This window comes from Maribacter aquivivus (genome assembly GCF_900142175.1).
Lineage (GTDB): Bacteria > Bacteroidota > Bacteroidia > Flavobacteriales > Flavobacteriaceae > Maribacter > Maribacter aquivivus.
The window spans coordinates 1-23917 of the sequence record NZ_FQZX01000003.1 but is presented as its reverse complement, the minus strand read 5'-3'; the positions used below and the strand labels follow the sequence as shown (position 1 = coordinate 23917).

Genomic DNA, 23917 nt, shown 5'->3' with positions numbered 1-23917 from the left:
CTTATCTACAAGCAAGACATTGCAAATAATAGATTTTCGTAAGATTACTCTTTTACCTTTTAACTAAAAAGACTAATCAATACTTTGCCAGTAGTAGGGTTGTCACTATCTTGTAAGCATATAATTTAGGAATATGTCTGAGGATAAAGAACAACAATTACCAGAGAATTCAATAGAGGAAAATACTGCAATAGAATCTGCTAAAAACACAGTAGAAGAAACAGTGAATACTACTGAAGAATCAACAGAATTACCAACAGAACCTTCAACTGATACTAAAGAAGCCTTAGAAGAAACTGATGTAATGAATGAGATTGACGATTCTAATGCTGAAGACGCTGAAGATACGGATACTGTAAAAAGACATGAAATACCTATGCCAGATTACCATGAAATGAGCATGGAAAATTTGGTTGGCGAATTACAACGCTTAGTGAAGAACGAAAAAGTTCAAGCCATAAGAAAACATGTTGATACCATTAAAGACGAATTCAATCAGAAATTTGATGAGTTTCTAGAAGAAAAGAAAGAAGAATTTATTGCTAACGGTGGTAATGAAATTGATTTTAGATATAATTCTGTAGACAAACAACAATTCAACGAAGTATACTCAGAATATAGAGACAAGCGTAACCAACATTATAAGAGCTTAGAAAAAAGCCATAAAGAAAATCTTGCCTATAGATTAGATCTTATTGAACAGCTGAAAGCCTTAGTTAATGTTGAAGAAGATATAAATACTACGTATAACAATTTCAAAGATATACAGGCTAAATGGCGCCATGCAGGAGCTATACCACGTGCAGATTATAATAATGTTTGGAAAACATACCACCACCACATTGAAATTTTCTATGATTTTTTAAATATCAATAGAGACTTAAGAGATTTAGACTTTAAGCACAACCTTGAGGAAAAAGGTAAAATAGTTGCTAGAGCCGAAGAACTATCAAAAGAACCAGATTTAAATAGAGCCTTTAGAGAACTACAGGTTTTACACAAAATCTGGAAAGAAGATTTAGGTCCGGTAGGTAAAGACCACAGAGAAGAAATCTGGGACCGTTTTAGTGCCGCAACAAAAATTATTCACGAAAGAAGACAAGATTATTTTAAAAATCTTGATAAGATAAAAGAAGAAAATTTAGAACGCAAGCATGCAATTATTGCTGAGATAAATACGCTTAGTGAAAATGTATCTAGCAATCATGGTACACTGCAGCAACAGATAAAGAAATTAGAAGAACTTAGAGAGGCCTTTTTCAAAGCAGGTCAAGTACCACAAAAAGTGAATTCTAAAACTTGGAACAGTTTTAAAGGAGCAGTACGTGTATTCAATCAGAATAAAAATGCCTTTTACAAGAACCTTAAAAAAGATCAACAAGAAAATTTAGACAAAAAAAGAGCCCTATTAGAAATAGCGGTTTCAATAAAGGATAGTGACGATTTTGATGCGACTACTGCAGAAATGAAGCGTATACAAGGTCAATGGAAAAAAATTGGGCATGTTCCAAGAAAGTACTCCGACAAATTATGGAAAGAATTCAAAACTGCCTGCAATCACTATTTCGATAGGTTAAATGCGCTTAAAAATGATGCTTTTAAAGAAGAGGAAGCCAATTTTAAATTAAAAGATGAATTCCTTGACCGTCTTAAAGCATTTGAATTAAGCGGTGACAAAGCTAAAGATTTAGAGGAAATCGAGAAATTTTCTGAAGAATGGAAAACTTATGGAAGAGTTCCTTTCAAAAAGAAAAATATCAATCAGAAGTTCGATAAAATTATAGATGCACTATATGAAAAATGTGGTGTTAGCAAGCAAGAATCTGAACTGTTGAAATATGGTAACAAGATTCAGCAACTTAGCAATAACGACAATCAAGAACGTGCTATACAGAATGAACGTGCATTTATCAGAAAAAAAATAGATGAAAGCAAAGATGAAATTAGACAGTTAGAAAATAACTTACAGTTTTTCTCTAACGCATCTGAAACTAATCCGTTAGTACAAGATGTTATTAAAAGAGTCAATCAACACAAAGAGTCATTGGGTGCTTGGAAAGCAAAACTGAAAAAATTAAACATCTTGAAAAATACACTTCTAAAAGAAGATGAAGAAGTTGAGGAGACTGATGAGCCTACAACCGAAGAATAAGTATTTTTTTTAATATTGCTAGACATATAACATTTATATCATTCGGGCGTTAACTATGTAAAAAATTACCTACTTATAAATTTAGCGATTAGTTATATCTAATATATGGTTAAGCCAGAAATACCAAAAAACGAACAACAGCGGTTAGAAGCATTAAAAAGCTTTAATGTTCTTGATACCCTAGAAGAAAAAGAATATGATGCCATAACGCGTATTGCAGCAGATATTTGCAATACGCCCATGGCATTAGTTTCGTTAGTTGATGAAGGTAGGCAATGGTTTAAATCTCATCATGGCATAGATGCTACCGAAACACCAAGAGAATTAGCTTTTTGCGCACATGCCATTAACACTCCCAATTCTCTATTATTAGTAAACGACGCCAGTAAAGATGAACGTTTTTCTGATAACCCCTTAGTAACAGGCGGGCCATCAGTGCAGTTTTATGCCGGTGCCCCATTAAATACTAAAGAAGGTGAATCTATAGGTACACTTTGTGTTATAGACACTAAACCACGGGCTGAATTTACCGAGAGACAACAAGCCTCTCTAAAAGACCTTGCCGATCAGGTAATGGCACAACTAGAACTTCGACGACAAAATATTAAGGAAAAGATTATTAATGAAGAATTACGTATTAAAAATAATCAGCTAAAGCAGTTATCATATCGAATGGCACATGATATGAAAACCCCTTTATTAGGTATTAGTTCTGTTGTTGGTTTTATAAAAGAGGATTATACAGAGTTCTTTAAAGATACTGAGATACCAAAATACTTAGGTATTATAGACAATAGGGTTGAATATATGGAATCTTTGATCACTGGCATTATCAATTACAACTCCATTACCAATGCTGAGATAAATTTGGAAAATTTTAATATATCAAAAGAAATTGAAAACGTACTTAGTAAACAATCTTATAGTGAATCTGTTTCATTACAATTAGAAAATTGTGACCATAATATAGAACACTCCTTAAATAGCTTTGACCAAATATTTAGAGATTTAATATCCAACAGTATTAAATTCACCAATAAGTCTGATATTGAAATAAAAGTCTCTTTTAGTGAAAATGAAAATGCTTATTCTTTCACATATGAAGATAATGGACCTGGTATACCTGAGAAATATTGGAAAAAGGTTTTCTTATTATTCGAAAAACTTAACACAGAAGGTGCTACCGATACCGGTATTGGGCTAACAACTATTAAAGAGCTAATAGAAAAACTAGGAGGTAAAATTACCATAAGAAAGCGTGATGACGATAAAGAAGGTGTGCATTTCAGTTTTACACTTTCCAAAAACCTTTCCTAAATATTGGTTAGTGAATGAAATCAATAATCTATATTATTTTAGTTTTTATCAATTTTATTCCTCAAACATCAATTAACGACCAACAAGTACTAGAATATCAAACTAATAAGACAAAACAAGATGCCTATTTAGTATTAGGTACAAAATGCAACATTTGTCATTCTGCAAAAAAGAACAGAACCATCTTTTCATTGGAAAATATGGATGACCTAGCAAAAGCAATAGAATATCAGGTCTTTATAACTAAAAAAATGCCAAAAGGCAGAAAGAATAACCTATCTAGTTTAGAAGAAGAGAAATTATTGAAATGGATCAGTTCTCTCAATAAGACATAAAAAAAGCCGCTATAAATAGAGGCTTTAATTTTATCTTATAAACTAATATTACTTTGCTACATTGACAGCTCTTGTCTCACGTATTACAGTAACTTTCACCTGACCAGGATAAGTCATATCTGTTTGTATTTTCTGTGAAATCTCAAACGACAACTGCGCAGCTCTATCATCATTTACTTTCTCGCTCTCAACGATAACACGAAGCTCTCTACCAGCTTGTATAGCGTAAGCCTTCTGTACACCGCTAAAGCCAAATGCAACCTCTTCAAGGTCTTTTAAACGCTGAATATAAGAATCTAACACCTGTCTTCTTGCTCCTGGTCTTGCACCACTAATAGCATCACAAACCTGAACAATTGGTGCAATAAGAGTTGTCATTTCTATTTCATCGTGGTGAGCACCAATGGCATTACATACCTCTGGTTTTTCACCAAACTTCTCAGCCCACTGCATACCTAAGATAGCGTGTGGTGTTTCTATTTCATTTTCAGTATTTGGTACTTTACCTATATCATGCAAAAGTCCTGCACGTTTAGCAATTTTAGGATTCAATCCTAATTCAGAAGCCATAACACCACAAAGTTTTGCTACTTCTCTAGAGTGTTGCAACAAGTTTTGACCGTAAGAAGATCTATACTTCATTCTACCAACTGCACGTATTAACTCTGGGTGTAAACCATGAATACCTAGGTCGATAACAGTACGCTTACCTATTTCAACAATTTCTGCTTCTATTTGTTTTTCGGTCTTCTTAACAATCTCTTCAATTCTTGCCGGGTGAATTCTACCATCTGTCACTAACTTATGAAGCGAAAGTCTTGCAACCTCTCTTCTAACAGAATCGAAACAAGAAAGTATAATAGCTTCTGGCGTATCATCAACAATAATCTCAACTCCGGTAGCAGCTTCTAAAGCTCTAATATTTCTACCTTCCCTACCAATAATTCTACCTTTAACATCATCAGATTCAATATTAAATACAGATACACAGTTCTCAACTGCTTCTTCTGTACCAATTCTCTGAATGGTGTTAATTATAATTTTACGTGCTTCTTGTTGTGCTGTAAGTTTAGATTCTTCAACAGTAGATTGAATGTAGGCCATAGCATCAGTCTTAGCCGTTTCTTTCAAACTTTGTACCAATTGATTTTTAGCTTCATCAGCAGAAAGACCAGAAATAACTTCTAATTGTTGAATTTGGCTTTTATGCATTTTATCCAACTCTTCATGACGTTTGTCAAAAAGTTCTTTTTTCTGCTCTACGTCTTTCAATTTATTATCTAGCTGAGAGTTCATGTTCTTGTTTTTGGCAAGTTCACTACTCACTTGAGACTCCTTATCTCTAGTGCGCTTCTCTGCTTCGTTTATCTTTCTGTCCTTACTATTAATAACCTTTTCATGCTCAGCTTTTAATTCTAAAAACTTCTCTTTCGCCTGTAAAATCTTTTCTTTCTTGACACTCTCTCCTTCTGCATTTGCATCTTTTAATATGCGTTCAGCGTCTTTCTTTGCGTTTATTATGGTTTTAGAGGCTTTCCCTTTTTCCAAAAATTTTGCTATTGCAAAACCGATTGCCAGCCCAACTATTGCGGCAATAATTATCATTGTACTATCCATAGTGTAATTTATTAATAAAAAAAAAGCCCACATTGGAGAAGTTTTGATCAAACTCCGGTAAACAGGTTTAGGGCTAACAGACTGATCAAGGATCCCTATACAAGTAGGGCTTGCTTTTACAATCTAAACTCACCCTTTTTAAAAAAAATAAATGTTGAGTTTGTCAAAAGGTATTACCAATGTGGGCAGTAACTTAATGTATTTAAAAGAACGTTTTTATTTCAAAGCTAATTTAGATGTCACCAAATCTTCTAGCGCTTGTAAACGCTCTTCAGCTTCTTTGGTTCCTTCTGTTTGCTCTATGCCATTTTGTTCAATTTTAGACGCAAATTGCAAGGCGCACATGGCCAAAACATCTTGTTTGTCTCTAACTGCATAATTCTGCTCAAATTTTTTAGCCAACTGTTCTATGTTTTTAGCGGCTTTACGCAAGCCTTCTTCCTGAGCAGGGTCAATAGTCAATGGGTAGACCCTATCAGCAATAGAAAGTTTTATTTTGAGCTTTTCTGACATATTATTATAAACATTACTCCGACAATTGAGCTATACAATGGTCCAACTCTCGTATTAATGTATTTATTTTAAGCTTAGCTTCTGTTTTATTGGTATTACTGCCAAGCATTGAATTTGCAAGTTTGAGTGAATTATATTTTTCTTCCCATTCAGATACCGTTTTACTGGTATTCTCTTGTGAAGATTTTATATTCGTTAATTCTTTTTCTAATTCAATATTAGCATTGTTTAAAACCTCAAGTTTATGCAACAATTTGCTAATTTTATTTTCTAAAGAATCAACAATTTTAATTAACTCGCCCATACATTACAATCAATGCGATTTACACAAAGTTAACATACATTATATGACTTAGCAATAGTTTTATGAAATATTCGTAAATCTGTCGTTCTTAATCTCAGAATACATTACAATAAACTCTTTATAATAATTTTAGCGCCCTCAACTTCACGGAATTGTTATTGATTAATTATTTTCGCACTATTGCTGTCTACCTATGAAAAAAATATCCCTTGGTCTGTTATTATTATTTTGTTTCAATCTTTTCGCACAAGAAAATTATCCGAAAGATGCTTTTGGACCACCAATGGATATCCCCATTATTTTAGCGGGTACATTTGGCGAGCTGCGTTCTAACCATTTTCATTCTGGTGTTGATATTAAAACACAGCAACGAGAAGGTGTACCAATAAACGCAATTGGCGATGGTACCATTACCCGTATAAAGGTTTCACTTTGGGGCTATGGCAAAGTTCTTTATATAGCGCATCCAAATGGGTATACTTCGGTTTACGGACATCTTCAGAAGTTCTCTCCTACTATTGAAGCTTATATCAAAAAATTACAATACAATAAAAAATCATTTGAAGTCGAGGTTTTTCCTGATTACGGGGAATTAAAAGTATCCAAAGGTGAATTAATTGCCTATAGTGGTAACACTGGTGGTTCTGCTGGTCCACATTTACATTTTGAAATTAGAAGTAGCATTTCTGAAAAACCGACCAACCCTTTAATGTATGGCTTAGATGTAGCTGATGCTACAAATCCTATCCTTGAAAAATTATTTGTTTATCCGCTTACAGATAAATCTCATGTTAATAATAATTATAAAAGAACACAGGTAAACTTCAGTAAACAGACTGATGGTTCATTTTTAGCAGATAAAGTTACTGCCCTAGGTGAAATTGGAGTCGGTTTTATTGGTTTTGATAGGCTAGATATGGCCGCCAATAAAAACGGTGTATATAGTGTTGAACTTAGTGTAAATGGAAAAATATATTCCTTGTATGATTTTGAGTCATTTTCTTTTGGTGAGACTAGATACATAAACACGCTCGTAGACTATGATTATTATGGTAGAAATAGACAGAAAATTCAGAAGAGCTTTAAATCGGCAGGCAATAACCTGAGTATTTATAAAGATTTATATAACGATGGTAAAATAAAAATAAACGAAGGTTTAAGTTATACTGCAAAATTATTGATCAAAGATTACGCTGGTAATAAGGTAGAACTTAATATACCTGTTGAAGGCGTAAAGAATTTATTAGGCAACAAAAAAGTAATTGCGAAAACAGATAATTACGTTATTGCAAAAAAACCTAATAATTTTGATTTAGGTGGTGCCAAAGTTTATTTTCCAACAAACACTTTTTATGAAAATTTTTATATCGATTTAAAGAAGGGAAAAGACACGGTAACCATTCATCGTAACACAGTGCCGGCACATAAAAATTTCACAATAACTTTTGATGTCTCTAAATATTCAAAAGAAGAACAAAAACAATTATTTATTGCTAGGCTAGATTCCAAACTTAGACCAAACCATGCGAACACCTATAAGCGTGGTAACGAATTTACAACAAGAACACGTAATTTAGGTACGTACACTTTAGCTAAAGATTCTGTTGCACCCACTATCAGAACCAAGAATTTTAAAGACAAGCAATGGTTAAACAATTATAAGTACTTGAGTGTACAAATAGCTGATGACTTAAGTGGTATAGATAAATATTCTGCTACATTAAATGGTGAATGGATTTTAATGGAATACGAACCTAAGCGTAATACATTAACCTATAATTTTGATGATAAGATTGCAGACCAAACGCAATGTGTACTTGAAGTTACCGTTACAGATAATGTAGGAAATACGAACACCCTAACCACCTCTTTTTATAGAAAATAACATATTTGAAACCACCTAACATTCTAAGCCTGATACTATTACTATGCAGCGCCATTGGTTTTGCACAGAATGCTACTATTACAGGTATAGTATTAGGTCATGACAATGAGCCCTTACCAAATGTAAATATTACGAGTAAAGGTTTAGGGACCACAACAAATTCTAACGGTTTTTACATTTTAGAGATTACCTCAGATAAAGAGAATACTATAATTTTCTCTCATATTGCTTATCTAGATGTTGTTTTAGAAAATATCATATTAAATACGAATGAAACGTTTGAGTTCAATCCTGTTTTAAAAAGTGATGTTACCCAAATAGACGGAGTTACCGTTTCTGCAACTGGCGAGAAAGAAGTCAGCAATATTTTAAACATATCTCCAGAAAAAATCAGAAAGATACCAGGTGCAAATTCCGGAGTAGAAACAATATTAAAGTTATTACCTGGTGTTTCATCTAATAATGAATTAAGTACACAATATGCTGTACGCGGAGGCAACTACGATGAAAACTTAGTGTATGTAAACGAAATAGAGGTATATAGACCGTTTCTAATTCGTTCTGCACAACAAGAAGGTTTAAGCTTTGTAAATAGTGCCTTAGTACAAAATGTAAAATTTTCAGCTGGCGGTTTTCAAGCGAAGTATGGCGATAAACTAGCCTCTGTTCTAGATATTAAATACAAGACCCCTACCCTATTTTCTCTTAGGGCAAATGCAAGTTTTCTTGGCGCTAGCGCTAGTTTAGAAACCGTTTCTAAAAATCAAAAATTAAGTTCTGTATCTGGAGTTCGTTATAGAAATAACTCTTTATTGGTTAATAGCCAGCAGACACAAAGCAATTTTAATCCGGCATTTACAGATGTTCAAAGTTATTTGACGTACCGCTTTTCGCCAAAGTTTCAACTTAATTTTCTAGGTAATTTAGCTGTTAACGATTATAAAAATGAACCGTTAAATAGACAGACTAATTTTGGCACTATAGATAACCCGCAGGCATTAGTAGTGTATTATGAAGGGCAGGAAAACAATACATACACTACCGCCTTAGGTGCTTTAAAAGGCAGTTATTTTTTAAATGAAAAGACCACTTTAAAACTTATATCCTCTATTTACCATACCATTGAAGAAGAATATTCAGATGTTGTTGCAGCCTATGAGCTTGGTGATGTTGATAGCAATATAGGAAGCAACACGGCAGGCGAGGTATTAACATCTCGCGGAATTGGTTCTCAGTTCAACCGTACAAGAAATGATTTAGATGCTCTAATCTTCAATTTAGAACATAAAGGTTCTCACTCCATGAACAATTCTGTATTGGAATGGGGAGCAAAATATACTCATGAAGACATAAGAGATCAGTTGCGAGAATCTGAGTTTATAGATTCCGCCGGATTTTCTATTAGACCACCTCGCACTGAATTCATAAACAATCAGCCTTCTGAACCTTTTGATGCACCATTGGAAGCATATACAGGGTTAAATGCTCTAAACTTTGTAAAAACGAATCGGTTTTCTGGTTATGTTCAATTAGGCACCCAAAATACATGGAAAAATGCATATATATACTATAATATAGGTATACGCTCACATCATTGGACCGTGAGTGGTACTGGTGTAGAAAAAGCATCACAAACCGTATTCAGTCCGCGTGCACAATTTGCTATAAAGCCTGAATGGAAAAAAGATATGCTCTTTCGACTATCTACCGGAATTTATCATCAACCACCTTTCTACCGAGAGCTACGTGATAACACCGGCACTATTCAACCCAATGTAAAAGCACAAAAAGCTTTTCATCTCGTTGCAGGAAATGAATATAGCTTTCTGCTTTGGGATAGGCCTTTTACACTGATTAGCGAAGCATATTACAAGAAATTAGAAAATGTAAACCCATATACCTTAGAAGATGTTCGTATTCGTTACGCTGCTAATAATGATGCAGAAGCTTATGTATATGGTGCAGAAGTTAGACTAAACGGTGCTTTTGTACCTGGCACAGAATCTTGGGTAAGTCTAGGATATTTGAAAACCGAAGAGAATAGAAATAATAGAGGCTACATACCTCGCCCTACAGATCAACGCTTTAAATTCGCTATTCTTTTTCAAGATTACATACCTACCATACCAGATGTAAAGATGTATTTAAACTTAGTTTATCAAACTGGTGTTCCTGGTGGCTCGCCCAGTTATGCTGATCCTTACATTTTTCAGAATAGATTAAGAGATTATAAACGTGCAGATTTAGGAATTTCCTATATTTTTGCAAATAAGGACAAACAATTTTCAAGAACACATTGGCTTCATAATTTTAAAGAATTGAGTTTAGGTTTTGAAATTTTCAATTTATTCAACAATCAGAATTCAATTACCAATACTTGGGTGAGAGATGCAGACAGCAAAATTGAGTATGCTGTGCCAAATTATCTTACTTCTAGAGTATTAAATTTAAAATTAGGATTACGCCTTTAAACATTACAGATGAAAAGAATACTTTTCTTATTTGCATTTATTTCTTCTTTCGCCGTTATGGCTCAGAAAAACATTTATGAAAGCCCCAGTTTTGATGACTTGAGCGCTGATCATAATATTTTGGCCATTATACCTTTCTTGACCAATTTAGACTTGAATGAAAAAATCTCTAAGTCTGAACAAAAAAGATTGGAAGAGAACGAAGGTTATGCTGTACAAAATGCATTAGAAACGTATTTCTCTAAACGTAGTAAAAAGAAAAAGCTGCCTGTAACCTTTCAAAATATCGAAAATACGGCTGCTATACTAGCAAAGGAAAATATTAGTTATGACAATATTGATGTGTATACCACCAAAGAGCTAAGTGAAATATTAGGGGTAGATGGCATTATCAGTGGTACTTTAGATTTGAACATTCTACTATCTAACGGCGTTCCTACAGAATTCAGCTTTACAGACTACTTCTCTGGCGGTGCTAATTATGGTCGTATTGGCATTAAGATAAGCGATGGCGATTCCGGTAAATTACTATGGAAATACGAAAAGGAAATTAATAAAAAGACCGGCAAAAACACCACCGACCTTATTGATCGTATGATGAAGTTAGCTATTAGAAAATTCCCTTATGAGAGAGAGCGCAAACGCGATCGTAAAAATTAATTACGCCTCTATAATATCTTTTAAAACACCAATCGTATAATCGATATCTTCTTTGATATTATAAGTAGAAAACGAAAAGCGTACAGATGGCTTTTTCATATCTTCAGCAGATAATACTTGTGTAAGTACGTGAGAACCTGCATCGCTACCAGACTGGCATGCACTACCCTTAGAACAAGCAATACCTTTCATATCTAAATTGAATAAAAGTAGCATTGATTTAGCTTCAGAAATAGGTAAACAAACATTCACCAAAGTATACGTGCTTTTATCTAAATCACCCGAATGCCCATTAAATTTGGCACCAGGTATTTCTTTATTAACCATCTCGATAAAGTAAGATTTTAACCCCTCAACATATTTCTTGTCTTCATCTAAATTATCATATGCATGTATAAAAGCTTCTTCTAGACCTACGATATTATGAAAAGACTCGGTACCAGCTCTAAGTCCGCGTTCTTGAGAACCACCAGATATCATACAGCTTAAACCAGAATTCTTACGAATAAAAGCAAAACCAATACCTTTAGGTCCGTGAAATTTATGTGCTGCAGCTGCTAAGAAATCAATAGGAAATGATTTTACATCCCAATTAAAATGTCCTAGAGATTGTACGGTATCAGAATGAACTAAAGCTCCGTATTTTTTTGACAAAAGAGTAATCTCTTCTAAGTCTATTTTATTTCCAATTTCATTATTTACATGCATTAAACTTACCAACTTTTTAGATTCATCTTTTTGTAGAAGTGCTTCTAAATGTACCAAATCTGGGTTACCATATTCATCCAAATCAACATATAATAATTGAATTAAACCCTTTTGTTCTAATTCTTCTACGGTATGTAAAACTGCATGGTGCTCAATTCTTGTAGTAATAATAGTTTTTACATTCAAATCACGCACGGCGCATCTAATAATCATATTATCTGCCTCGGTGCCACCAGATGTGAAAATAATTTCTGAAGGTTGTGCATTAATATACTTAGCTATAGTTTTACGAGCACTTTCTATGGCTGTCTTTGCCGTTCTACCAAAACTATGTGTAGAAGAAGGGTTACCATAAGTACCTAATGCGTCTTGCATTTTTGCAATAACATTAGGGTGAATTTGCGTAGTGGCTGCGTTATCTAAATATACATGTTTCATATAAGCCTACTCTTAAAATAAATAATGAACAAAAATAGTTAATTAACCCATAATTGACAGTGATGCTACAGACAGATTTCCAATTTTTAAATTAAATTTGAATTATGAAAAAATACCTCTTAATTGGTTGTTCGATTTTGTTCTTTGGATGTAATGATGGTGACCTTCAAATAGAAACCGTAGATTTTGATAGTATCGATACAATTCAAAGTTGTAATGATGTTTCTGCTACGACCGAAAATGTTTTGTTCAAGATAAATGGTGATGAGGCATTAATATTGAATCTTCCTAGTGAACTTTTAAAAAATGAAGTTTCAACTACTGAAATTGAAAGTCTAGTTCCTGGAAGTTCTCAAATTACCTATCGTATTTTCTCTGAGACCGTTAGCAGTAGTTATTTTTGTGATTCACCACCACCACTTACACCAACTGTTCTAGAAGAAATTGAGGCAGAGGCAGGTAGTATTTTTGTAACGACCACTACTGAAGACGACATTACATACAGCCATACCATTCAGCTAAGCGGCATTACCTTCTTAAATGAAAACGGCAGTAGAATTACAGATTTACAAATAAGTGAGTTTGGTACAGTAACTACAACTGCAGAGTAATCTAAAAATTCTGAAAAATATATACTTCGGTAGCCCCTAGCCCATATTTTTGATAATCGGCATCGTAATATTTAACGTTGTCGTACTTTCGGAATAGATAACCAAGTTCTTCTTTCAATACTCCCTCACCTACACCATGTATAAACACAATTTTTTGTATTCGTTTACTGATGGCAAAATCTAACTGACGTTTGGCAGTATCTAATTGTAGATTTAGCATATCATACTTACTTACCGATTTAGGATTTTTCATTAGTTGATTAATATGCAAATCAACTTCCATTTTTGGTGCCGTACGTTCTTTAGTCCTTAAAACTGTTGTCTTTCTACGTTTAGGTATTTCCTTTTCCTTTTTTATTTGAGCGATCTCATAATTAGAAACTCTAATATCATCGGCAATTAAAACAAGTTCATGAGCCGCGAATGTTAATGGAAAACCATCGTCACTTAACATGGTAATATTAGTGCCATTAATAGATTCAACAACGCCTTTAATGACGTCATCAATTGTTTCTACGGTATCGCCAATATTAAAATGAGACATGTTTTTGTTTTGAATACACAAAAATAATGGTAATTTTCGGACTATTAATTTATTTACAGATGCGCATTAAGGCATTAATCATTTTTCTGGGACTAGAAAGTTTCATGCTACCCTGTTTTACCAAACAGTTATTAGGCGTTGATTGCCCAGGCTGTGGTTTACAGCGTTCACTATTATTTTTAATAAAGGGCGAGTTTATCTCAGCTTTTTTAATGTACCCTGCTATTTACCCTATGCTATTACTCTTTGGCTTTTTAGGGCTCAATAAGCTATACCCTTTTAAACATTCAAATGCAATTACAATTACTCTTATGGTAAGTACCGTAGGTTTTATACTAACCAATTATATTTTAAAATTTATCTAATAACTAAACCTTAAATTATGGAACAACAAAAATTACCTAATGTTACTATCGCTCTTATTCTGAGTATCGTCTCTTTTTTATGCTGCTGCGTAAGTGCAGGTATTGGAGGTGTTATTATGTCTGGGATTGCTTTAATATTAATAAACAAAGACACTAAAACTTATCAGGAAAATCCTCAAGAATATTCCAACTTCAGTACGCTTAAGACAACTAAAATTGTTGCTATAATCGGATTAGTCTTGGGAGCTCTATCACTAATATGGACAATATACTCTATAGTTTCTATGGGCGGTTGGGATGCTTATATAGAGCAGACCTCTGAAATTTATGAACAACTTGGAATACCAATGGAATAAATGAACAATTCAGAATATCAACAAATACCAGGTTCTAGTAACGCATTAACTTTTGGTATTTTATCTATTGTATTAACCCTTTTCTGCTGTGGTCCTTTCGGTGCCATATTCAGTTTTATCGGCTTAAGCAATGCTAAAACAGCAAAGAGACATTATGAGGCTAATCCTGGTAATTATAGAGGATATGAAAATATTAGTACGGGAAGAATTCTCTCTTATGTAGGTCTAGCTTTAGCCCTAATATATTTAGTGTTTTGTATTCTTTACTTCGGATTGATAATGGCTTTCTTTATGACAGCCGATTTTCAATAAGAAAATAAATATCAAAAAAAATCCCCGATTTACATCGGGGATTTTTTATTACTAGTTTTTAAACTCTTTCAGTGTTTTTACAATAATAGAAACACAATCTAAAAGCTGTTCTTTTGTCATTACCAATGGCGGTGCAAATCTTATAATATTACCATGCGTTGGTTTTGCCAGTAATCCGTTTTCTTTTAACGCCATACAAATATCCCATGCAGTAGAACTATCTTCACTGTCATTAATAAGTATTGCATTTAAAAGACCTTTACCCCTAACACTATTAACCAAATCTGTAGTAGGAATAAATTTATTCAGCTCAGCTCTAAAAAGCTCACCTAATTCAAAGGCATTTTCTGCAAGCTTCTCTTCTTTTACTACTTCTAAAGCGGCCATACCAACAGCTGCAGCAATTGGGTTACCCCCAAAAGTACTACCATGGTTTCCTGGTCTTATCACGTTCATAATGGCATCATTAGCTAAAACAGCAGAAACAGGGTAAGCACCACCAGACAATGCTTTACCTAATATTAAAATATCTGGTTTAATCTCAGGTGTACCACTACAATGCTTATCTGAACAAGAGCAATTACCACAAGTTGCTAATAAACGACCTGTTCTAGCAATACCAGTTTGTACTTCATCTGCAATAAACAATACATTATACTTTTCACATAATGCTTTAGCTCCGCTTAAATAACCTTCAGAAGGCACATAAACCCCTGCTTCACCTTGAATAGGTTCTACTAAAAAGCCAGCAACATTTGAATTTGATTTCAAAACTTCTTCAAGAGCAGATAAATTATCATACTCTATTTTAATGAATCCGTCTGTATATGGTCCAAAATTCTTACGAGCTACAGGATCGTTAGAGAAAGAAATAATAGTAGTAGTTCGCCCGTGAAAATTATTCTCACAAACTATAATTTCAGCTGCATTCTCTGCAATACCTTTCTCTTCATATGCCCATTTTCTACAAATTTTCAAAGCCGTCTCTACAGCTTCTGCACCTGTATTCATTGGTAATAACTTATCGAAATGAAAAGTTTCTGTTGCATATTTCTCGTACTTACCCAACATATCATTGTAAAACGCTCTAGAGGTCAAAGACAATGTTTTGGCTTGCTCTGTCATTGCATTTACAATTTTTGGATGGCAATGACCTTGATTTACCGCAGAGTAAGCAGAAAGGAAATCATAATACTTTTTCCCTTCCACATCCCAAACATGAACACCTTCTCCTTTGCTTAATACAACAGGTAATGGGTGGTAATTGTGAGCTCCGTGTTTTTCTTCTAATGCAATAGCATCCTTAGAAGTGATGTTTTCTAAAATTGACATGATAAAAATTACTTTAAATAAAACTTTAGCAATTCCTTCTATACCTTTTTCCTTTCAAATCCCGAAAAGTCATCGGGGCGAAAATTCAGCGTGGGAGAGAAATCATCCTGTAGAATTACAAACATAATAAATATTTTTTTCGAACCACTATAAAACTTAAAAGAACCTATGAACTACGATAAAATGTGACCTTTAACAAAAATTTGTGTCCTAATGAATAGAACCAATTTATTATAAAAAGAACACTATGAATTATTTAGAGAACATGATGTCTAGCCTTTCAAATTCAGTCGGCGATTTTTTACCAACCACCATCGGCGCAATACTTATCCTTCTTATAGGATGGTTTATTGCCGGATTTTTGAAAAGACTTATTACCAAATTAATTAAACGAACTGATATTGATAGTAAACTAGGGTCTGGTAAAGTTGTGCTTTCTTCTTTTATAGGCAAACTTGTATACTTCTTTATCATGATTTTTGTTTTCATGCTAGCCCTAGAAAAACTAGGCATGACAAGTGTTTTAGACCCGGTCAAAAATTTACTAAATGGCTTTACAGATTACATACCTAATATTGTTGGTGCAGGACTAGTAGGTTATATAGGTTATATGCTAGCTACCATAGTATCTGAACTAGTAGGTCTTTCTGGTGAAACTATACAAAGTTTTGTACCTAAATTAAAACTACCAGAGAATTTAAATTTAGTCAACATACTTAAAAAAGTTGTTTTCATATTCATATTTATACCCTTATTGATTACGGCTTTAAATATTTTAAATATGGATGCTATTTCTGTTCCAGCTACCCATATGTTAGAACAATTTTTTAATGCAATTCCGAAAATAATTGTTGCTGTACTTATTCTATTAATCTTCGTTATTGGAGGTAAATTTGTTGCTAACTTAGTTACAGACTTATTAGAGAGTTTAAATTTAGATGGTATTGTTAACCGAATGAATTTAAGCAGCTTATCATCGAACACAAACCTTGCAAAACTTCTAGGTAATGTTGTATATTTTTTCATTGTTCTTTTCGGAATTACCACTGCATTAGAAAAATTAGAATTTGAAAAACTTACCAATGTACTAGACACTTTAGTAGGAGTTTCTGGAAATATTCTTTTCGGATTAGTAATCTTAATCATAGGAAATTGGATAGCCTCTACAGCTCACAAAGCAATGGCTAAAGATGAAAACAGTCTTTTTGTTGCTTCAATTGTAAGAATGTGCATTTTAGCTATTTTCTTGGCAATGGGTCTTAAAACAATGGGTATTGGCGATGAAATAATAAATATGGCTTTTGGTATTACACTAGGTACCATTGCTGTAACAATTGCTTTATCATTTGGACTTGGAGGTAGAGAAGCCGCTGGTAAACAAATGGAAAGAATTTTAAATAAATTCAATAAAACTAAATAGTAGCAAAAACCTATTTAATTTTCAGAGTCCGGAAATCTTATAACAAAGGTTTCCGGACTTTTTCATTTCTACAAAACAAATCATAGCTTCACCTCTTAATTAAACTAACTTTTTTAACTAAATATAACAGGTCTACTTTGTTTATTAGTTATAATAAATGCCAACGGATGCTTACTTTTGCCACATGCGAAAAAAGACAAAACGAGTAGTTTTTGAAAATGTAATGGTAACCGATGCTGCTGCAAAAGGTAAAACTATTGGCAAAGCTCCTGATGGTAGGGTCATTTTTTTAAACAACACCGTACCAGGTGACGTAGTAGATGTTCAAACTACCAAAAAGAGAAAAGCATACTTTGAAGGAACTGCTATTAACTTTCATAGTCTTTCAGATAAAAGAGTAGATCCAGTTTGTCAGCATTTTAATGTTTGTGGAGGCTGCAAGTGGCAAGATATGGGCTACGAACACCAGCTTTTTTATAAGCAGAAAGAAGTAGAAAATAATTTAAAAAGAATAGGTCATTTAGATTTGCCTGAGCTCACACCAATTCTTGGCTCAGAACAACAATACTTCTACAGAAACAAAATGGAATTTTCTTTTTCTGATAGTCGTTGGTTAACGCTTGAAGAAGTAAAATCTGATAATCAAATTGAAGATAGAAATGCCTTAGGTTTTCATATACCTGGCATGTGGGACAAGATTTTGGACATAAAAAAGTGTCACCTACAAAAAGACCCATCAAACGCAATACGTCTAGAAACCAAAAAATTTGCAGTTGAAAACGGATTAACCTTTTTTAATCCAAGAAATCAATATGGCATGCTGCGTACATTAATGATACGTACATCATCTATTGGTGAAATAATGATATTGGTACAGTTTTTTGAAAACGATAAAGAGAAAAGAGAATTACTCTTAAATCATCTTTCTATAACTTTTCCTGAGATTACGTCTTTATTATATGTAATCAACCCAAAACAGAACGATACTATATACGATCAAGAAATTATCTGTTTTTCTGGTAGAGACCATATTTTTGAAGAAATGGAAGGGTTGAAATTCAAGATTAATGCAAAATCCTTTTATCAAACAAATTCAGAGCAAGCATACGAGTTATATAAAATTACCAGAAATTTTGCCGATTTAAAAGGTGATGAATTAGTATATGATTTGTATACGGGCACTGGTACTATTGCACAATTCGTTTCTAAAAAAGCAAAAAAAGTAGTGGGTATAGAATCGGTACCTGAAGCAATTTTAGATGCCAAGGCAAATGCAGAACGAAACGAAATTGAGAACGTTGATTTTTTTGTTGGCGATATGAAAAATGTTTTCAACGAACAATTTATAGCTCAAAACGGTGTCCCAGATGTTATCATTACAGATCCTCCGCGCGATGGTATGCATAAAGACGTAGTTCAGCAAATACTGAACATAGCGCCTAAAAAAGTAGTTTACGTGAGCTGTAATAGCGCAACACAGGCAAGAGATCTAGAGCTAATGAAAGAAATGTATGATATTACCAAGGTTCAGCCTGTAGACATGTTTCCGCAAACCCATCACGTAGAAAATGTTGTACTTTTAGAAAAGAAAGTTTAAAATGAGAAGATTTCAAATCGGATTATTAATTTTTCTGGGGATTATGTCCGCATCATCATGTGAGAAAGATGATATCTGCGTAGAAGGTGACACTCCCCTACTTGTCATAGAATTTTATGATATTTCAGATACAGCTACCTTAAAAGAAGTACCAACTTTAAGAGTCGTTGGTGTTGGTCAAACGGTTACCGTAAATACCGTTACAGACCGCAGCAATTTAAGTACTATATCAATTCCGTTGAAAACAGATGAAGACACTACTAGCTTTATATTAATAAAAAACTCCGCTGCTAATGATGACGGGGCAGAAACAGGTAACGTTGACACCATTAATTTTTCATACTCAAGAATTGAAGACTTTCTATCTCGTGGTTGTGGTTTTGTAGTTAACTATGATGAATTGGATGCAAATGTAACCGCCGATTCTGATAATTGGATTCAAGATATCGAAATAACAAAATCGTTAGTCACTAACTCAGATTCTACACATGTCAAGATATTTCATTAATCTTTTATTCCTTTTAATTACTTGTTCGGTATTTAGCCAAAGTAAGCCTATTGATCTAAACCCCAAAGATACTGTTGAGTACAAACAGTCATATGGCTTAGGTTTGGGTATTGATTTAAGTAGAATTATAACAGGTGCTTTAGATGATAATTACAAAGGCTTCGAAATAGTAGCTGATTATAGATTAACGCAAAATTTATATTTGGCTGCAGAATTAGGTACAGAAGAGAAAACGCGACAAGAAGACTTATATAACTTCACCACCTCGGGTAATTACCTAAAAATAGGTGTAAACAAAAATACTTATGCAAACTGGTACGGTGAGCGAAACTTAATTTATATGGGTGGCAGATTAGCATTCAGTACTTTCGACAATACGCTTAATAATTATCAATACTTTGATACGAATAGATACTGGAGTCCAGACGGATTTTCTAACGGTTCTGATGTACCTGAGAAATTCTCTGGTCTTAATGCCACATGGATAGAGGGCGTTTTTGGCACGAAAGTGGAAGTGTTCTCCAATTTGTATATGGGAGCAAGTATTCGCTTAGGTCTTATTTTAAGTCAAAATGAAGATGAGCGCTTTCCTAATCTTTGGATACCAGGTTTTAACAAGGTAACCTGGGATAGTAATTTCGGGATAGGGTATAACTACAGTATTTCTTATTTCTTACCGCTTTATAAAAAGAAAAATAAGATTAAGAAAAAGATTGAATTATCTAGCGAACCACAAGGTCCACCAAAACCAAAAGAACGCCTATAAAATTTTAAAGCCCTTTATAAAAATCCATTTCATCACAATTTTCTCTACACCCTCTATTTTGGTTACAGCAAATTTAGGCGCTAAGAAAGAAGCGCTAATGGCAGCAATAGCAGATAAATAAAGAGAGTTCATAGTTACGGTAACGTATAAAATATAACGAAATAAAACAAACAGCACCGCGAAACTTAAAAAATTAAAGATTAGAACTTTATACTTTAACTTCATTCTTCTGTGTTTTTTTGATACTTCGCTTTCTTACTACCTTCGTACATCTCATACTTCACCAAACGAGACTCTAAGTGGCTATTAAACACTTTTATTTTACGAGAAGGTCTTAAGCCTACATATTTCAAAGCTGGCAGATTACTAGTTATAAACCATGCATTCGTACCTGGATATCCTTGTTTTAAGGTGTCACCTATTGCACTATAAAAGTTCTCCATTTCAATATCCAAACGCTCACCATATGGCGGATTAAAACACATATGAAGCGTTCCTTGCGATTCTTTTTCTGTTTTGAAAAAATCTTTTCGCTCTACTGTTATATAATCTTCTAGATTAGCATTCTCAATATTATCTTGAGCTTTTCTTACCGCTGAAGGTGCTTTATCGTAACCGATAATTTTATAATGAAACTCTCTAGTTTTCTTTAAGCTTGAATCAATAATTTTTTCAAATAAATCAGCATCAAAGTCGGTCCATTTCTCAAAAGCAAAACCTTTTCTATTAATGTTCGCCGGTATATTACAAGCAATCATTGCTGCCTCTGTTAACATGGTACCACTACCACACATAGGATCTAAAAAGTCAGACTGTCCGTCCCACCCGCTTAATAATAACAACCCTGAAGCCAAAACTTCATTTATAGGTGCAATATTGGTAGCTGTACGGTAGCCTCTTTTATGTAATGAATAACCAGAACTATCTAATGAAACATTACACTCATTATTATGAATATGAATATTTATACGAAGATCTGGATCTTTAACGTCTACATCTGGTCTTGTACCATCAGTTTCTCTAAACTTATCAACTATCGCATCTTTTGTCTTTTGAGACACATATAAAGAATGTGTAAACTGCTCAGAGTTCACGGTAGCATCTATAGCAAAGGTTTCACTGACAGAAAGATGTTCTGTCCAATCCATTGCATAAATTTTCTTGTACAAATCATTTTCATCCCTAACACGAAAAGAATGTATAGGCTTAATAATTTTAATTGCTGTTCTTAAACATAGATTAGCTTTGTACATAAAACCAGTATCTCCTTCAAAAGATACATTCCTAGTTCCCTCTACAACATTGCTAGCACCAAGATTTCTAAGTTCCTTAGACAAAAGCTCTTCAAAACCAAATAAGGTCTTAGCGACCATTTTAAAATTATTACCCATATTCATCTTTTCTCGTACCGCAAAAATACGCTAATTTTGACGCTAGTTTAATTAATGACCTATTTCCTTTTCTAAAAGCTTAATTAGCATCTACATGATTTATATTTTACCAATTCTAGGAGTGTTAATTAGTTTTCTTTTTGTCTTTATAGCAAAGCCACAAAAAAATGAATCATTTAAACTTTTACTAGCATTTAGTGGTGCTTTCCTTTTAGCACTTACAATATTTGAAATGCTACCTGAAGTTTATTCAACTATTGATTCAAAGTCCATTGGAGTTTTCATAATGTTAGGAATACTATTTCAAATATTTTTAGAATTCTTCTCTAAAGGGGCAGAACACGGTCATGTACACATATCAAAAGAGAGTCAAAATTTTCCATGGTTACTCTTTATCAGTCTTTGTATTCATTCACTTCTTGAAGGTCTTCCAATAGGTACCAATGATACTATTATTTATGGAATTCTAATTCACAAAATTCCAATAGCGATTATATTAAGTATTTTCCTTTTAGGTTCTAATTTAAAGCCAGTGCAAGCCGGGCTCTTTATGGTATTGTTTGCCATAATGACTCCTTTAGGCACCTATTTAGCGCATACCATTGATTTATTATCTAGATACGGTGTTTATCTAAATGCTTTAGTAATAGGAGTATTTTTACATATTTCTACCGTAATATTATTTGAAAGTTCTGAAGGTCATAAATTCAATTTAAGGAAGTTACTGGTTATTATACTAGGAATAACAATCGCATATTTTTTATAAATGTTTAGTAAAGAAGACTCTAGAAAATTACGTGAAGAATTTTGGATTGCTTTTGGAAAATCATTTCCAAATAAATGGACTTTGTATAAAACTAAGGTCAAAGGACTATCCTTTAAGTTTCATTTTAATTTAAAAATGGCAATGGTTTCCATTGATGTAGATTCAGATCTAGAACAACGTGTGAAAGTTTGGGACCAACTGGTAGCTCTAAAATCAATATTAATAGATGAATATCTTCCTGAAGCTATTTATGAAGACTTCTTTATTCTAGATAACCAAAAAGATATTTCAAGAATTTACGTTCAAATCAAGGATGTTTCTATTCACAATAAAAACAGTTGGAGAGAAACTATGCAGTTCTTGAATACTTCTATGTATAAAATAGAATCATTTTACGAAGAATATAAAGACATTATAGATTCTTAATTTACAGAACAAGAGCTAGCCCTTAAATAACGTCTAAATAGATAAAAAACCAATGACATATTGCACCAGCTAAAACAAAAAGGTGCCAAACAAAATGATTATAGGGTATTTTTCTTACCGCATAGAATACAATACCTATAGTATAGAAAGCTCCACCTAACATCAACAATTGAATTCCTAATTCAGAAGTATTATCTACTAAGTTTTCAAAATCAAATACTATTAGCCAACCCATTGCCAGGTAAAGAAGTAATGACACAATTTCAAATTTACCTGTAAAAAAAAGCTTTAAATTAGTCCCAACAATAGCAATACCCCATACAGAAAAGAAAATCAACCATCCATTACCATTTATAAGTTTTATTAAAGCTACAGGAGTATACGTGCCCGCTATTAGATAATAGATATTTATATGGTCTAGAATTCTCATTCTTAGTTTCCAAATTTTATTATCGACTGCATGATATATCGTAGATATTATTAACATGCTTATTAATGACAAACTATATATTACTATTCCCCACGTTGCATACTCAGATTTATGACTATTTGACTTAATCAATAATACCATACCTACAATAGCCAATAATGCACCAATACCGTGTGAAATGGTATTGAACTTTTCTTCTTTCTCTAAGGATTTTAAGTAAGACATCTAAATCGGTTCTTAATATATCGAACAATCTTATTATCAACCATTCAATTGAATAATTATTCTTATGAAGTTTAGGACAAAAATAGAACAAGAGATTAGAGTATGAATCCTAACCTTGACTTTATGGTATAAAAAAAAGCCCTTTACATTACTGTAAAGGGCTTTCGAAAAAGGCGGCTACCTACTCTCCCACTTGATATAGCAGTACCATCGGCGCAAACGGTCTTAACTTCCCTGTTCGGAATGGTAAGGGGTGGGCCCCGTCGCCATGGCCACCTAAGTTTTAGATCGGGCATTCCCGATCGCGGCCTTCGCCGCAATATCGTTGACATGAATGGAACAGGATCCTATAAAGGAAAGAAGCACTTATAGTATTAAGCAATTTTCGTAATAAAAAGAAAGAAGTAAAGATCGTCGTCCGCCCCGTTCCTAAGAACGGGACGAGCGTATGCGCAAGCCTGACGGGCA

24 protein-coding genes, 1 rRNA gene and 1 other RNA gene are annotated in these 23917 nt (G+C 33.5%); 16 read left to right on the top strand and 10 right to left on the bottom strand.

All coding sequences use genetic code 11. The features are described 5' to 3' along the window. Nucleotides 1-133: 133 nt before the first annotated feature. From BUC31_RS15880 to BUC31_RS15870, 3 genes are all read left to right on the top strand, one after another. Nucleotides 134-2152, top strand: coding sequence for a DUF349 domain-containing protein (locus BUC31_RS15880; protein ID WP_073246074.1), 2019 nt, complete (start codon nt 134-136; stop codon nt 2150-2152). A 105-nt stretch (nt 2153-2257) separates the two neighbouring features. Beyond that, complete coding sequence (locus tag BUC31_RS15875) at nt 2258-3469, top strand: sensor histidine kinase (RefSeq protein WP_073246072.1); 1212 nt, start codon at nt 2258-2260, stop codon at nt 3467-3469. Nucleotides 3470-3483: 14 nt separating this feature from the next. Continuing rightward, the gene (locus tag BUC31_RS15870; protein WP_073246069.1) at nt 3484-3804 is read left to right on the top strand and encodes a hypothetical protein; all 321 of its coding nucleotides are present in this window, start codon (nt 3484-3486) and stop codon (nt 3802-3804) included. Between the two features lie 48 nt (nt 3805-3852). Here the strand turns inward: BUC31_RS15870 and rny are convergent, their stop codons facing one another. From rny to BUC31_RS15850, 4 genes are all read right to left on the bottom strand, one after another. Continuing rightward, entirely contained in the window at nt 3853-5421 is a 1569-nt protein-coding gene (rny, locus tag BUC31_RS15865; protein ID WP_073246863.1) for a ribonuclease Y, read from the bottom strand. Between the two features lie 49 nt (nt 5422-5470). Next, nucleotides 5471-5581: non-coding RNA, 6S RNA (gene ssrS / locus BUC31_RS15860), on the bottom strand. A gap of 56 nt (nt 5582-5637) precedes the next feature. Further along, nucleotides 5638-5934 carry a cell division protein ZapA gene (locus BUC31_RS15855; protein ID WP_073246067.1) on the bottom strand — a complete coding sequence of 99 codons (297 nt, stop codon included), beginning with the start codon at nt 5932-5934 and terminating at the stop codon, nt 5638-5640. 13 nt (nt 5935-5947) lie between these two features. Then, the gene (locus tag BUC31_RS15850) at nt 5948-6238 is read right to left on the bottom strand and encodes a hypothetical protein (protein WP_073246065.1); all 291 of its coding nucleotides are present in this window, start codon (nt 6236-6238) and stop codon (nt 5948-5950) included. Between the two features lie 193 nt (nt 6239-6431). Here BUC31_RS15850 and BUC31_RS15845 point away from each other — a divergent pair, with 193 nt between their 5' ends. Genes BUC31_RS15845 through BUC31_RS15835 form a run of 3 tightly spaced genes read left to right on the top strand, consistent with a single transcriptional unit; the run spans nt 6432 to nt 11254 of the window. After that, nucleotides 6432-8123, top strand: a complete 1692-nt coding sequence (locus tag BUC31_RS15845) for a M23 family metallopeptidase (RefSeq protein ID WP_073246062.1) — start codon at nt 6432-6434, stop codon at nt 8121-8123. A 5-nt stretch (nt 8124-8128) separates the two neighbouring features. Next, nucleotides 8129-10594 carry a TonB-dependent receptor gene (locus BUC31_RS15840; protein ID WP_073246059.1) on the top strand — a complete coding sequence of 822 codons (2466 nt, stop codon included), beginning with the start codon at nt 8129-8131 and terminating at the stop codon, nt 10592-10594. Nucleotides 10595-10603: 9 nt separating this feature from the next. Beyond that, complete coding sequence (locus tag BUC31_RS15835; RefSeq protein WP_073246057.1) at nt 10604-11254, top strand: hypothetical protein; 651 nt, start codon at nt 10604-10606, stop codon at nt 11252-11254. Here the strand turns inward: BUC31_RS15835 and BUC31_RS15830 are convergent, their stop codons facing one another. Beyond that, nucleotides 11255-12400 (bottom strand): cysteine desulfurase family protein, encoded by a 1146-nt coding sequence (locus tag BUC31_RS15830; RefSeq protein WP_073246055.1) that lies wholly within the window; start codon nt 12398-12400, stop codon nt 11255-11257. It lies immediately after the preceding gene. A 104-nt stretch (nt 12401-12504) separates the two neighbouring features. Here BUC31_RS15830 and BUC31_RS15825 point away from each other — a divergent pair, with 104 nt between their 5' ends. Further along, nucleotides 12505-13011, top strand: coding sequence for a hypothetical protein (locus BUC31_RS15825; protein WP_073246053.1), 507 nt, complete (start codon nt 12505-12507; stop codon nt 13009-13011). Nucleotide 13012: 1 nt separating this feature from the next. On the opposite strand, the gene BUC31_RS15820 is transcribed toward BUC31_RS15825, so the two are convergent. Next, nucleotides 13013-13555, bottom strand: coding sequence for a Smr/MutS family protein (locus BUC31_RS15820; RefSeq protein ID WP_073246051.1), 543 nt, complete (start codon nt 13553-13555; stop codon nt 13013-13015). 26 nt (nt 13556-13581) lie between these two features. Between BUC31_RS15820 and BUC31_RS15815 the strand changes: the two genes are divergently transcribed. Genes BUC31_RS15815 through BUC31_RS15805 form a run of 3 tightly spaced genes read left to right on the top strand, consistent with a single transcriptional unit; the run spans nt 13582 to nt 14588 of the window. After that, nucleotides 13582-13920 carry a DUF2752 domain-containing protein gene (locus tag BUC31_RS15815; protein ID WP_317614963.1) on the top strand — a complete coding sequence of 113 codons (339 nt, stop codon included), beginning with the start codon at nt 13582-13584 and terminating at the stop codon, nt 13918-13920. Between the two features lie 17 nt (nt 13921-13937). Next, nucleotides 13938-14276 (top strand): CCC motif membrane protein, encoded by a 339-nt coding sequence (locus BUC31_RS15810; protein ID WP_073246049.1) that lies wholly within the window; start codon nt 13938-13940, stop codon nt 14274-14276. After that, entirely contained in the window at nt 14277-14588 is a 312-nt protein-coding gene (locus tag BUC31_RS15805) for a CCC motif membrane protein (protein WP_073246047.1), read from the top strand. 51 nt (nt 14589-14639) lie between these two features. Here the strand turns inward: BUC31_RS15805 and rocD are convergent, their stop codons facing one another. Next, nucleotides 14640-15920, bottom strand: coding sequence for an ornithine--oxo-acid transaminase (gene rocD, locus BUC31_RS15800; RefSeq protein WP_073246045.1), 1281 nt, complete (start codon nt 15918-15920; stop codon nt 14640-14642). Between the two features lie 247 nt (nt 15921-16167). Here rocD and BUC31_RS15795 point away from each other — a divergent pair, with 247 nt between their 5' ends. The 4 genes from BUC31_RS15795 (at nt 16168) to BUC31_RS15780 (ending at nt 20211) form a co-directional block, all read left to right on the top strand. Next, entirely contained in the window at nt 16168-17340 is a 1173-nt protein-coding gene (locus BUC31_RS15795; RefSeq protein WP_073246043.1) for a mechanosensitive ion channel, read from the top strand. Between the two features lie 184 nt (nt 17341-17524). Further along, nucleotides 17525-18937: a 23S rRNA (uracil(1939)-C(5))-methyltransferase RlmD gene (gene rlmD / locus BUC31_RS15790; RefSeq protein WP_073246041.1), complete on the top strand. Its 1413-nt coding sequence runs from the start codon at nt 17525-17527 to the stop codon at nt 18935-18937. A 1-nt stretch (nt 18938) separates the two neighbouring features. Next, nucleotides 18939-19445 carry a DUF6452 family protein gene (locus BUC31_RS15785; protein ID WP_073246039.1) on the top strand — a complete coding sequence of 169 codons (507 nt, stop codon included), beginning with the start codon at nt 18939-18941 and terminating at the stop codon, nt 19443-19445. Further along, nucleotides 19426-20211: a DUF6048 family protein gene (locus BUC31_RS15780; RefSeq protein WP_073246037.1), complete on the top strand. Its 786-nt coding sequence runs from the start codon at nt 19426-19428 to the stop codon at nt 20209-20211. The genes BUC31_RS15785 and BUC31_RS15780 overlap by 20 nt, the downstream gene beginning before the upstream one ends. A 221-nt stretch (nt 20212-20432) precedes the next feature. Here the strand turns inward: BUC31_RS15780 and BUC31_RS15770 are convergent, their stop codons facing one another. Then, on the bottom strand, nt 20433-21602 hold the full coding sequence (locus tag BUC31_RS15770) for a THUMP domain-containing class I SAM-dependent RNA methyltransferase (protein WP_073246032.1): 1170 nt from the start codon (nt 21600-21602) through the stop codon (nt 20433-20435). A 94-nt stretch (nt 21603-21696) separates the two neighbouring features. Here BUC31_RS15770 and BUC31_RS15765 point away from each other — a divergent pair, with 94 nt between their 5' ends. After that, entirely contained in the window at nt 21697-22368 is a 672-nt protein-coding gene (locus BUC31_RS15765) for a ZIP family metal transporter (RefSeq protein ID WP_073246030.1), read from the top strand. Then, a complete protein-coding gene (locus BUC31_RS15760) occupies nt 22369-22794 on the top strand; it encodes a DUF4268 domain-containing protein (protein ID WP_073246028.1) in 426 nt (141 codons plus the stop codon). 22 nt (nt 22795-22816) lie between these two features. Here BUC31_RS15760 and trhA read toward each other — a convergent pair whose 3' ends face one another. Both trhA and rrf read right to left on the bottom strand, forming a co-directional pair. After that, nucleotides 22817-23449, bottom strand: coding sequence for a PAQR family membrane homeostasis protein TrhA (gene trhA / locus BUC31_RS15755; protein WP_073246026.1), 633 nt, complete (start codon nt 23447-23449; stop codon nt 22817-22819). Between the two features lie 168 nt (nt 23450-23617). Then, a 5S ribosomal RNA gene (gene rrf, locus BUC31_RS15750) occupies nt 23618-23729 on the bottom strand. Nucleotides 23730-23917: the final 188 nt, after the last annotated feature.